This window comes from Marinobacter sp. DUT-1, assembly GCF_050379415.1.
In the GTDB taxonomy this organism is placed as follows: domain Bacteria; phylum Pseudomonadota; class Gammaproteobacteria; order Pseudomonadales; family Oleiphilaceae; genus Marinobacter.
This window is the reverse complement of sequence record NZ_JBNRLS010000004.1, coordinates 62,242-73,780: the sequence shown is the minus strand read 5'-3', so window position 1 is coordinate 73,780 and position 11,539 is coordinate 62,242. Positions and strand designations below refer to the sequence as shown.

Here is an 11,539-nt window from a genome sequence, read left to right as displayed (position 1 = left end):
CGAAGCTAAAAGGTAAATATCATGGCTCAGGTAAACATGCGTGACCTGCTCAAGGCAGGTGCTCACTTCGGTCACCAGACCCGTTACTGGAACCCGAAAATGTCCAAGTACATCTTCGGTGCCCGCAACAAGATTCATATCATCAACCTCGAGCAGACTGTTCCTGCCATGGAAGACGCGCTGAAGGTCGTTCAGCAGCTGGCAGAGAACAAGAACAAGATCCTGTTCGTCGGTACCAAGCGTTCCGCCGCCAAGATCATCAAGGAAGAGGCACAGCGTGCCGGTCAGCCGTACGTAAACCACCGCTGGTTGGGTGGTATGCTGACCAACTACAAGACCATCCGTCAGTCCATCCGTCGCTACCGTGATCTGGAAACCCAGAGCCAGGACGGTACTTTCGACAAGCTGACCAAGAAAGAAGCCCTGGACCGTACCCGTGAAATGGACCGCCTGGAGCGTTCTATCGGTGGTATCAAGGACATGGGCGGCCTGCCGGACGCCATGTTCGTGATCGACGTGGACCACGAGCGTATCGCCATCAAGGAAGCCAACAAGCTGGGCATTCCTGTCATCGGTGTGGTTGATACCAACAGCGATCCGGACGGCGTTGATTACGTGATCCCGGGTAACGATGACGCCATCCGCGCCATCCAGATCTACGTGAAGGCTGTTGCCGACACCTGCCTCGAAGCAGCTCAGTCTGCCGGCGCAGGCGCTGACGAGTTCGTAGAAGTCAGCGAAGACGCGCAAGGCGCCGCTCCGGCCGCCGAGTGACGCGTAAGTTTCACGTTTGAGATGTAAGGTATGCCCGCCTGTTTATCCGGGCATACCTCCCCACCGAATTCGGACTATTTAAGAGGATTGAACATGGCTGCAATTACCGCTGCAATGGTCAAAGAACTGCGCGAGCGCACCGGTCTTGGCATGATGGAGTGCAAGAAGGCACTGGTTGAGGCTGACGGCAGTGTTGACGCTGCGATCGAAGAGCTGCGCAAGTCTTCTGGCCTGAAGGCCGCCAAGAAGGCCGGTCGTACCGCGGCCGAAGGTGTTTCCCTGGTCAAGATCTCCGACGACAACACCGTTGCCTACATCCTGGAAGTGAACTCCGAGACTGACTTCGTTGCTCGTGACGACAACTTCATGGCGTTTGCCAACGACGTTCTGGACGTTGCCTTCGAGAAGGGCGAGACCGACGTGGCCAAACTGATGGAAGGCGATCTGGAAGCCAAGCGTGAAGCGCTGGTTCAGAAGATCGGCGAGAACATCACTGTTCGTCGCATCGTGAAAGTAGAAGGCCCGGTTGTTGGCGGCTACGTTCACAGCAACAACAAGATCGCTTCCGTTGTGGCCCTGACTGCCGGTGATCCGGAAGTGGCCCGCGACATTGCCATGCACGTTGCCGCCGTAAACCCGCGTGTAGGCAAGCCGGAAGACATGCCGGAAGAAGAGCTGGAAAAAGAAAAGGATATCATCAAGGCCCAGCCGGATATGGAAGGCAAGCCTGCTGAAATCGTCGAGAAGATGATGGGCGGCCGTATCAAGAAGTTCCTGGCCGAGAACAGCCTGGTTGAGCAGCCGTTCGTCAAGAACCCGGACCAGACTGTCGGTGAGCTGATCAAGTCTGCCGGCGCCGAGCTGGTTGGCTTTGTTCGCCTGGAAGTCGGTGAGGGCATCGAGAAGGAAGAAGTCGACTTTGCTGCCGAGGTTGCTGCTGCAGCCGGTACTGGCAAGGCCTGATCCTTCCTGACGGTGCCGGGGCTGGCCTCCGGCACCAACCTGAGTCTGCCACGTTAGCTGGGGATACCCGGCTCTCGTGGCGGGCTTGTATCTGAGATACCCCTTTTTACGAGGAGTATGTCAGATACAAGCCTGAAACCGTGTACGCGGATAGCCATCAGACGAAAAGGGGATCACCATGCCGACATCTTCGAAAAACCAGCCCAGATACAAGCGTGTTCTGCTCAAGCTCAGTGGCGAAGCCCTGATGGGCGATCACGATTTCGGTATTGACCCCAAAGTCCTTGATCGCATGGCCCTGGAAATCGGTGCCCTCATCGGCATCGGCGTCCAGGTTGGCCTGGTGATCGGCGGCGGTAACCTGTTCCGCGGCGCAGCCCTGAATGCGGCGGGCCTGGACCGGGTCACCGGTGACCACATGGGCATGCTGGCCACCGTGATGAACGGCCTGGCCATGCGGGACGCCCTGGAGCGTTCCAACATCCGCACCCGCGTCATGTCGGCCATCCCCATGAGTGGTATCGTGGAGCATTATGATCGCCGCCGCGCGGTGCGTGATCTGAAAGAAGGTGATGTGGTGATCTTCAGTGCCGGTACCGGCAACCCGTTCTTTACCACCGATTCGGCTGCCTGCCTGCGCGGAATCGAGATCGAGGCGGATGCGGTCCTGAAGGCAACCAAGGTGGATGGTGTTTACTCGGCGGACCCGAACCTGGATCCGACCGCCGTAAAATACGACCACCTCACCTATGATGAGGTGCTGGACAAGAAGCTGGGCGTGATGGACCTGACGGCTATCTGCCTGGCGCGGGATCACGGTATGCCGCTGCGGGTGTTCGACATGAACCGCCCGGGTGTGCTGACACGCATCGTGACCGGCGAAAAAGAAGGTACACTGATCGAATAAATAACACGGTAAGCCGGCCCGCCAGAAAGGGTCGGCTCACGGAATGACCTGACGAATCGAGGATGCTGAAGTGATTAACGACATCAAAGCAGAAGCCGAGAAGAAAATGAAGAAGAGCCTTGAGGCTCTGCACTCGGCGTTCAACAAGATCCGGACTGGCCGCGCCCACCCGGCAATCCTGGACAGCGTGATGGTTAACTACTATGGCCAGGAAACGCCGCTCAAACAGGTGGCCAGCGTCAATGTGGAAGACAACCGCACCCTGACTGTCTCCCCCTGGGAGAAGAACCTGGTGCCGACCATCGAGAAGGCGATCATGACCTCCGATCTGGGCCTGAACCCGGCCACCAGCGGCGACGTGATCCGCGTGCCCATGCCCATGCTCACCGAGGAAACCCGTCGGGAGATGGTCAAGCAGGCCAAGGCTGACGCGGAGCACGGGCGGGTCTCCATCCGCAATGCCCGTCGCGACGCCAACAACATGATCAAGGAACTGCTGAAGGAAAAGGAAATCACCGAAGACGATGAGCGCCGTGGTGAGGACGAGATCCAGAAGCTGACGGACAAGTACATCGCTGAAGTCGAGAAGATGCTCAAGAGCAAAGAAGAGGACCTGATGGCGGTCTGATCCGTCGCGGTTCTCAAAAGCAGCACAGACGGTCCGGAGAGGTGCTCCGGACCGCGCAGGGGATTTCATGACGGGAAATGTAACCGCGGAAATTCCGGTGTCGGCGGACAGCCGGCCCCGGCATGTGGCCATTATCATGGACGGTAATAACCGGTGGGCGAAAGCCCAGCGGCTGACAGGAGTGGCGGGCCACAAGGCCGGCGTGAATGCAGTCAAGGCCGTGGTCGAGACCTGCGCCCGCGAGGGTGTCGAGGTGCTGACCCTGTTCGCCTTCTCCAGCGAGAACTGGCGCCGGCCGAAAGACGAGGTCTCCGCGCTGATGCGATTGTTCCTCATCGCCCTGGAGCGGGAGGTCCGGAAACTGCACCGGAACAACATCCGGCTGCGGATCATTGGTGATCGCTCCGCCTTCAGTCCGGTGCTCCGGGAGCATATGGACAAGGCCGAGGAACTTACCCGCAACAACACCCAGATGACCCTGGTCATTGCCGCCAACTACGGCGGGCACTGGGACATCACCCAGGCGACCCGGCAGGTGGCCGAAAAGGTTCGCAAAGGCGAACTGGCACCCTCGGACATCACCGATGACATGATCCAGCAGCATCTGAGCATCGGTGACCTGCCGATGCCCGACCTGATGATTCGCACCGCCGGTGAGCAGCGGATCAGCAATTTCCTGCTCTGGCACCTTGCCTACACCGAATTCTATTTCTCCCCGGTATTCTGGCCCGACTTCAAACACGAAGAGATGGGTAAGGCACTAGAGGCCTATGCCGGACGGCAGCGCCGATTTGGTCAGACCGACGACCAGATCGCGGCCAAGGCCGCACAACAATAATGATGCATAAGCGATTCCGACCGTGCTCAAGACCCGAATTATTACAGCCCTGATCCTGGCTCCCATCGCCATTGGCGGTATCTTCTTTCTTCCTCCCCTGGGATTCGCACTGTTCACCGGCGCCGTGATTACCATCGGCGCCTGGGAATGGGCCAATATGTCCGGTATTGAAGGGCAGGGCGGCCGTGTGGCCTACGCCGCGGTAACGGCAGCCATTCTCTTTGGCCTGCTGAACGTGCCGGCCGTGCTCGTGCTCTGGCTGGCCCTGGCCTGGTGGTTCATCTGTTTCCTGCTGGTCCGCAGCTATCCCCAGGGTTCCGACCGCTGGGGCAGTCTCCCCATGCGCGCGCTGATGGGCCTCTTCGTGCTGGTGCCGGCCTGGGTGGGCCTGAACCACCTGCGCACCGGCGGTTTCGAGTTCGGGGACGTGGCTAACAATCTGTGGGTCATCCTGTACGTGTTCTGTGTGGTCTGGGTGGCGGACATCGGCGCCTACTTTGCCGGTCGCGCTTTTGGTAAAGCCAAGCTCGCACCCCGGGTCAGTCCGGGCAAGTCCTGGGCGGGTGTCTGGGGTGGTCTCGCCGCAGTCGGGATCTTTGCCGTGGTTGTCAGCAGTCTGGCCTCGGCCAGTATCGCCGAAACCCTGTTGCTGGTGGTTGCCAGCCTGTTCACCGGCCTGGTTTCCGTACTCGGCGACCTGCTTGAAAGCATGCTCAAGCGCTTCCGTGGCATCAAGGACAGTAGCCAGCTGCTCCCGGGTCATGGTGGCATCATGGATCGGATTGATAGCCTGACCGCCGCCATTCCCGTTTTCGCACTGATCATCACCCAGCTTGGCTGGCTGACCACCGGACAGTGGTAACCATGGCCCAACGCACCGTCACCCTTCTCGGAGCCACTGGCTCCATCGGACTGAGCACCCTGGATGTCATCCGGCGCCACCCGGACCGGTTTTCCGTGTACGCGCTGACAGCCAGCACCCGGGCCGAAGAACTGGCGGTTCTGTGCCGGGAGTTCCGGCCGGCGGTGGCAGTCATGGCCAGTGCCCGGGCAGCGGAAACGCTGAAAGAATTGCTTGCCGACCTGCCGGAAATTCGCGTGATGGCCGGTGAAGAAGGGCTGTGTGAAGTAGCGGCCGCCTCCGAAGCGGACACCGTGATGGCGGCTATCGTTGGTGCAGCCGGCCTTCCGCCGACCCTTGCCGCGGTCCGTGCCGGCAAGCGCGTGCTGCTGGCCAACAAGGAAGCCCTGGTGATGTCCGGCCAGCTGTTCATGGACGCGGTGGCCGAATCCGGTGCCGAAGTGCTGCCCATCGATTCCGAGCACAATGCCATCTTCCAGTGCATGCCGGCGGACAAGGTCCGGGACCCGCAGGGCGCTGGTATTACCCGGATCCTGCTGACGGCTTCCGGCGGGCCGTTCCGCACCCATACCGTGGAGCAGTTGCGCTGTGTCTCCCCGGCCGAGGCTTGCGCCCACCCCAACTGGTCCATGGGCCAGAAGATCTCGGTGGACTCGGCAACCCTGATGAACAAGGGCCTGGAACTGATCGAGGCCTGCTGGCTGTTCAACACCACGCCGGCGAACATCGAGGTGCACGTGCACCCGGAGAGCATCATCCATTCCATGGTCGAGTATGCGGATGGTTCGGTGCTGGCCCAGCTTGGCAGTCCCGACATGCGCACGCCCATCGCCAATGGTCTGGCCTGGCCCGAACGGATCGATGCCGGTGTCGCGCCCCTGGATCTGTTCGCCATCGGCCGCTTCCATTTTGAACGGCCGGATCTGGTGCGTTTTCCGTGCCTGCGTCTGGCCGCGGAAGCCTTTGTGGCCGGCGGCACCGCCCCGGCAGCGCTGAACGCCGCCAACGAGATCGCCGTGGCGGCCTTTCTGGAAGGAACACTGTGTTTTGCCGATATCCCCGTTATTATAGAGCGAACACTGGCGGCCACCGAGGTGGTGCCCGCAGACAGCTTTGAGACCATCTTCGCCAAGGACGCCGAGGCCCGTCGGCACGCCAGGGAACAGATCGGCCTGCTGACTGTCTGAAATCGTCGGCGGTTTTGCTGCCTGGCCTCAGTCACTAACCGGGAACGCTATGCAGATCATTGAAACCATTCTGGCCCTGGCGCTGACCCTGGGCATTCTTGTCACCCTGCACGAATACGGCCACTTCTGGGTTGCCAGGCGTTGTGGGGTGAAGGTTCTGCGATTCTCCGTGGGCTTCGGTAAGCCCATGTTCTCCTGGTACGACCGCCACGGCACCGAATTTGCCGTTGCCGCCATTCCCCTGGGCGGTTACGTCAAGATGCTCGACCAGCGCGAAGGCCCGGTCCCCGAGGAGCTGAAGGATCAGGAGTTCATGTCCAAGTCCCCGGCGCAGCGGATCGCCATTGCCTCCGCCGGGCCCATTGCCAACTTCCTCTTTGCCATTTTCGCGTACTGGGTGATCAGTGTGGTGGGTGTGACCGCCGTCGCGCCCATTGTTGGAGAGGTAGACCAGGGCAGCGTTGCCGAAAGGTCGGGCCTGCAGGAAGGCATGGAAATCCATGCGGTGGACGGCCATCGGGTAACCTCCTGGCGCGATATCAGCATGCGCCTGCTCGAACGGACGGGTGAACAGGGAGAGGTAACGCTCGAAGTTTCGGATGACGGCGCCCGGGGAACCGTCAGTGGCGAGCTGGGTGGATGGTCGCTCAGCGACGACGCCCCGGATCCCATCGGTGAATTCGGTATTACGCCCTGGCGCCCGGAGATCCCCGCGGTACTGGGCGAGATTGCCGAAGGCGGCCGCGGGGACGTTGCCGGCCTTCAGACCGGAGACAAGGTGCTGACCGTCGATGGCGAGCCGGTACCGGATTGGCAGACTCTCGTGGAGCACGTGCGTAACGCGCCCGAGCAAACCCTGCAAATCACGGTGCTGCGGGAAGGGGCCGAGCGGACTGTTGAGGTGACCCCCGGCGAGCGTACCCTCGAAAGTGGTGAAGTCATCGGCTTTGTTGGCGTGGGCGTGCAGCCGGTGTCCTGGCCGGACGAGGCGCTCCGTGAGATCAGCTATGGCCCCCTGGCGGCAATACCCCAGGCCATCGGTGAAACCTGGTCCGACACCCGGTTGACCCTGGTTGCCATCAAGAAGATGGTAACCGGACTGCTGTCACCCACCAACCTCAGTGGTCCCATCACCATCGCCCGGGTCGCCGAGGCGAGTGTGAGCTCCGGTTTCGAGGATTTTGTCCGATTCCTGGCCTACTTGAGTGTCAGTCTCGGTGTATTGAACCTGCTGCCGATTCCGGTTCTGGATGGCGGCCATATTGTCTATTACACCATCGAGGCCATACGCCGGAAGCCGGTTTCCGAGGAGGCCCAGGCCATCGGATTACGGATTGGTATGGCATTGATCCTGACTTTAATGGTGTTTGCTCTTTACAACGACCTGATGCGGTTGTGAGAATTGCGGGCTCCTTACGCGCATTAACCAGGCGAAATATTTGAATGAGACGTTCTCTTCTAGGTGTAGCCGTTGGCCTCGCTGTGGCCTCTATGGGCATGAAGCCAGCGCTGGCGGATGAATTTACGGTAGCGGATATCGAAGTCGAAGGCCTCCAACGGGTCTCAGCGGGTACCGTTTTTGCCGCCTTTCCGGTGAACATTGGTGAGCAGGTGGATGAGGCGGAGCTTGCCAGCGCCATCAAATCCCTGTTCGGTACCGGACTGTTCACCGATATCGAGGCCAGCCGTGATGCCGGTGTCCTCATTATCACCGTGCGTGAGCGTCCCTCCATCAGCTCTATCGAGATCGAGGGCAACAAGAACATCGAAACCGAAATGCTGATGGATGCCCTGGCGGGTGCCGGCCTGCAGGAAGGTCAGGTATTTCGCCGCGCCACCCTCGAACGCCTGGAACTCGAGATTCTGCGCTCCTACATCGCCCAGGGCCGCTACAACGCCCGGGTGAAAGCGACCGCCGAGGAACTGCCCCGTAACCGGGTCGCCATCAGTCTGGATATCAACGAAGGCACCGTCGCGGCCATCCACCACATCAACATTGTGGGTAACAACGATTTCAGCGAAGAAGAGCTGCTGGGCCTGTTCGAGCTGGAAACCACCAGCTGGTGGAACTCCATCACCAACTCCGACAAATACGCCCGCGAGCGTCTAAGCGGGGATCTGGAAAGCCTGCGCTCCTACTATCTGGATCGTGGCTACCTCGATTTCACCGTCGAATCCAGCCAGGTGTCCATCTCCCCGGACAAGCAGAAAGTCTTTATCGCCATCGCCATCAATGAAGGCCCCCAGTACACCATCTCCGAGATCAACCTGAGAGGGGACCTGATTGTCGGCGAAGAGGAGTTGCGCAAGCTGATCCCGGTAAAAGAAGGCGACGTCTTCTCCCGGGCCCGCATGACCGCCATTTCCGAGGCGTTGTCCTTCCGGCTGGGCAAGGAAGGCTACGCCTTCGCCAACGTGAATGCCGTGCCTGAGCCGGCGGAAGACAATACCGCCGCCGTGACTTTCTATGTCGAGCCGGGCAAGCGCGCCTATGTGCGCCGCATCAACTTTGACGGCAACGTTTCCACCCGGGACGATGTCCTGCGCCAGGAAATGACCCAGATGGAGGGCGCGGTGGCGTCCTCGGACCGGATCGAGTTTTCGAAGACCAAACTCGAGCGCCTCGGTTTCTTCAGCACGGTGAATGTGGACACGGTTCCGGTACCGGGTACCGATGACCTGGTCGATGTGAACTATGCGGTCGAAGAACAACCCACCGGCAGTCTGTCGGCGTCCATCGGTTTCTCCCAGGATTCCGGTGTGATCCTCGGTGCCAACGTCTCCGAGAATAACTTCTTCGGTTCGGGCAAACGGGTCTCCTTTGGCGTCAACGTCAGTGATTCGGTCAAGAGTGCCAACATCTCCTACCTGGACCCGTATTACACCGTGGATGGTGTGAGCCGTGGCTTCAGCCTTTTCGCGCGGGAGACCGACTACGAGGAAGAGGATATCTCCTCTTACCTGCTGGACGAGTATGGCGGCCGGGTGACCTTCGGCTATCCGACCGACCAGATTACCCGCCTGAACTTCGGCCTGGGTTACACCCGTTCCAACATCAAGGAAGGGTTGTTCACCTCCCAGGAAGTCCGGGACTTCATCGTCGAGGAAGGGGATTCCTTTGACAATTACTTCCTGTTCGGCAGCTGGCGTCGGAGCACGCTGAACCGGGGCGTGCTGCCTACTGATGGTTACAGCCACTCGCTTTCTCTTGATGTGGCGGTGCCGGGCAGTGACCTGACCTTCTACAAGGCCACTCACAAGACTGACTTCTATTTCCCGATCGACGATGATAACCGCTGGGTATTCCGCGCCCGTTCCGAGATCGGGTATGGTGACGGCTACGGTGACCGCACCCAGATGCCGTTCTACGAGCATTTCTACTCCGGTGGCTATGGCTCAGTCCGGGGCTATGAAGCCAACTCCCTGGGCCTGCGGGCAACCAACAGCGAGTTCGACCTGTCCGAACCGGATCCGTTCGGCGGCAACCTCCTCACCGAGGGTGGTCTGGAGCTGATCACGCCGACCCCGTTTGCGGGCGACAGCCGTTCCATGCGCACCTCGGTGTTCCTGGATGCCGGCCAGGTGTTCGATACCGAGCGTGGTTTCGATCCGGAACTGAGTGAAGTGCGGTTGGCGGCCGGTGTCGGCTTCCAGTGGATCACGGCGGTCGGTCCGCTCGCCTTCAGCCTTGCCCAGCCGCTGAATGACAAAGAGGGGGACGACACCCAGGTGTTCCAGTTCTCCCTCGGCCAGACCTTCTGATGGCCACCGATAACAACAGTAAAGGATGAAACACAGGAGAAACACCATGTCCCGTATGATTACCCTGCTTGCAGCGGCTCTGATGGCCGTCAGCTTGCCTGCCTTTGCCGAGACCCGCATTGGCGTGGTCGACCTTCGCCAGGCGCTGTTTTCCTCTGACGAAGCCAAGGCCTTCAGTGAAACCCTGCAGAAGGACTTCGCCGGCGAGGAAGCCAGGGTCAGGGAAGCCCAGGAAGCAGCGCGCAAGCTGCAGGAGCGCCTGCAAAAAGACGGCGCCATGATGAACGAGACCGAGCGCAACGAGCTGACCGGCCAGTTCCAGCAGAAGGTCCAGGAGTTCAACATGCTCAAGCAGCGCCTGGACTCCACCGTGGCCCAGCGCAAGCAGCAGTTTCTCGAGAACGCCCGCCCGGAAGTGGACGCGGCGGTCAAGGAGTTGCTGGAAGAGAACAATCTGGACCTGATCCTGCCCAGCGAGGCGGTGGTCTATGTGAAGCCGGAAATGAATCTCACGTCCCAGCTGCTGGAAAAACTGAACCGTTAACCGATAGGGGGCGCCTCGGCCCCGGATGATGCTCTGGAGTATGTCATGACAGAAAAGTCCTACCGGCTTGGTGATATCGCCAAGGCACTGGGGGCAGAGCTGAAGGGAGACCCCGAGGTGCAGATCACCGGGCTGGCGACCCTCTCGGCCGCCGGCCCCGGACAGATCAGTTTTCTCGCCAACCCGGCTTACGGCAAATACCTGGCGGACACCCGAGCCTCAGCGGTGATCCTCTCGCCGGCCGCCGCCCAGGATTCTCCGACCAATGTCCTGCTATTGGACAACCCCTATCTGGGCTATGCTCGCCTCAGTCACTGGTTTGATCCCGCGCCCGTACCGGCAGCCGGCGTGCACGCCAGCGCGGTGGTGGATTCTTCTGCCCGAATCGCCGATAGCGCGAGCATCGGCCCGAACGCCGTGATCGAGGCGGAGGCCGAGATTGCCGAGAATGTGGTCATTGGCGCCGGGAGCATCATCGGTGCCCGCTGCCGGATCGGACGTGACACCGTGATCAGACCCAGGGCCACCCTGGCCCACGACGTGGTGCTCGGGCAGCGTTGCCATATTCTCAGTGGTGCGGTGATCGGCTCGGATGGCTTCGGCTTTGCCAATGAAAAGGGCGTCTGGCACCGCATTGCCCAGCTCGGCAGCGTCGTACTCGGAGACGACGTGGAAGTGGGCGCCAACACCACCATCGACCGCGGTGCCCTGGATGACACCGTCATCGGCGATGGCGTAAAACTCGATAACCTCATCCAGATCGCCCACAACGTCCATATAGGTGAACACAGCGCCATGGCGGCCATGGTCGGGATTGCAGGCAGCACCCGGATCGGCCGTCATTGTGTCTTCGGTGGTGCCTCCGGCGTGGCGGGCCATCTCGAAATCGCCGATCAGGTGCACCTCACCGGTATGACCCTGGTCACCGGCGACATCCGCGAACCGGGGGTCTACTCCTCGGGCACCAGTGCGGATACCAACCGGCAATGGCGCAAGAACGCCGTGCGCTTCCGCCAGCTCGATGTGCTTGCACGGCGGGTCAAAGAACTGGAAAAGAAATTAGAGGGCTGAGGC

Annotated in this window: 11 protein-coding genes; all 11 read left to right on the top strand. The window is 60.5% G+C overall.

All coding sequences use genetic code 11. The features are described from left to right. The first annotated feature begins 21 nt into the window (after positions 1-21). The 11 genes from rpsB (at position 22) to lpxD (ending at position 11,536) form a co-directional block, all read left to right on the top strand. Positions 22-774, top strand: a complete 753-nt coding sequence (gene rpsB, locus ACQUTG_RS13570) for a 30S ribosomal protein S2 (protein WP_428919923.1) — start codon at positions 22-24, stop codon at positions 772-774. A gap of 93 nt (positions 775-867) precedes the next feature. Next, a complete protein-coding gene (gene tsf / locus ACQUTG_RS13565; RefSeq protein WP_428919922.1) occupies positions 868-1,737 on the top strand; it encodes a translation elongation factor Ts in 870 nt (289 codons plus the stop codon). Positions 1,738-1,915: 178 nt separating this feature from the next. Next, complete coding sequence (gene pyrH, locus ACQUTG_RS13560; RefSeq protein WP_428919921.1) at positions 1,916-2,644, top strand: UMP kinase; 729 nt, start codon at positions 1,916-1,918, stop codon at positions 2,642-2,644. Positions 2,645-2,714: 70 nt separating this feature from the next. Beyond that, complete coding sequence (frr, locus tag ACQUTG_RS13555; protein ID WP_113863504.1) at positions 2,715-3,272, top strand: ribosome recycling factor; 558 nt, start codon at positions 2,715-2,717, stop codon at positions 3,270-3,272. 67 nt (positions 3,273-3,339) lie between these two features. After that, positions 3,340-4,110 carry a polyprenyl diphosphate synthase gene (gene uppS, locus ACQUTG_RS13550; RefSeq protein WP_428919920.1) on the top strand — a complete coding sequence of 257 codons (771 nt, stop codon included), beginning with the start codon at positions 3,340-3,342 and terminating at the stop codon, positions 4,108-4,110. Positions 4,111-4,132: 22 nt separating this feature from the next. Beyond that, complete coding sequence (locus ACQUTG_RS13545; RefSeq protein WP_428919919.1) at positions 4,133-4,972, top strand: phosphatidate cytidylyltransferase; 840 nt, start codon at positions 4,133-4,135, stop codon at positions 4,970-4,972. 2 nt (positions 4,973-4,974) lie between these two features. Beyond that, the gene (ispC, locus tag ACQUTG_RS13540; RefSeq protein WP_428919918.1) at positions 4,975-6,159 is read left to right on the top strand and encodes a 1-deoxy-D-xylulose-5-phosphate reductoisomerase; all 1,185 of its coding nucleotides are present in this window, start codon (positions 4,975-4,977) and stop codon (positions 6,157-6,159) included. A gap of 49 nt (positions 6,160-6,208) precedes the next feature. Beyond that, on the top strand, positions 6,209-7,558 hold the full coding sequence (rseP, locus tag ACQUTG_RS13535; RefSeq protein ID WP_428919917.1) for an RIP metalloprotease RseP: 1,350 nt from the start codon (positions 6,209-6,211) through the stop codon (positions 7,556-7,558). 44 nt (positions 7,559-7,602) lie between these two features. Beyond that, positions 7,603-9,921 (top strand): outer membrane protein assembly factor BamA, encoded by a 2,319-nt coding sequence (gene bamA / locus ACQUTG_RS13530; protein ID WP_428919916.1) that lies wholly within the window; start codon positions 7,603-7,605, stop codon positions 9,919-9,921. Between the two features lie 46 nt (positions 9,922-9,967). Next, positions 9,968-10,465, top strand: coding sequence for an OmpH family outer membrane protein (locus ACQUTG_RS13525; protein ID WP_428919915.1), 498 nt, complete (start codon positions 9,968-9,970; stop codon positions 10,463-10,465). Between the two features lie 45 nt (positions 10,466-10,510). After that, positions 10,511-11,536, top strand: a complete 1,026-nt coding sequence (gene lpxD, locus ACQUTG_RS13520) for a UDP-3-O-(3-hydroxymyristoyl)glucosamine N-acyltransferase (RefSeq protein ID WP_428919914.1) — start codon at positions 10,511-10,513, stop codon at positions 11,534-11,536. The last annotated feature ends 3 nt before the right edge of the window (positions 11,537-11,539 follow it).

Excerpts from the sequence above, each read along its gene's own strand:
- ACQUTG_RS13525 (WP_428919915.1), top strand. The coding sequence starts at position 9,968 with ATGTCCCGTATGATTACCCTGCTTGCAGCGGCTCTGATGGCCGTCAGC.
- uppS (WP_428919920.1), top strand. The coding sequence starts at position 3,340 with ATGACGGGAAATGTAACCGCGGAAATTCCGGTGTCGGCGGACAGCCGG.
- pyrH (WP_428919921.1), top strand. The coding sequence starts at position 1,916 with ATGCCGACATCTTCGAAAAACCAGCCCAGATACAAGCGTGTTCTGCTC.
- tsf (WP_428919922.1), top strand. The coding sequence starts at position 868 with ATGGCTGCAATTACCGCTGCAATGGTCAAAGAACTGCGCGAGCGCACC.
- rpsB (WP_428919923.1), top strand. The coding sequence starts at position 22 with ATGGCTCAGGTAAACATGCGTGACCTGCTCAAGGCAGGTGCTCACTTC.
- bamA (WP_428919916.1), top strand. The coding sequence starts at position 7,603 with ATGAGACGTTCTCTTCTAGGTGTAGCCGTTGGCCTCGCTGTGGCCTCT.
- lpxD (WP_428919914.1), top strand. The coding sequence starts at position 10,511 with ATGACAGAAAAGTCCTACCGGCTTGGTGATATCGCCAAGGCACTGGGG.
- ispC (WP_428919918.1), top strand. The coding sequence starts at position 4,975 with ATGGCCCAACGCACCGTCACCCTTCTCGGAGCCACTGGCTCCATCGGA.
- rseP (WP_428919917.1), top strand. The coding sequence starts at position 6,209 with ATGCAGATCATTGAAACCATTCTGGCCCTGGCGCTGACCCTGGGCATT.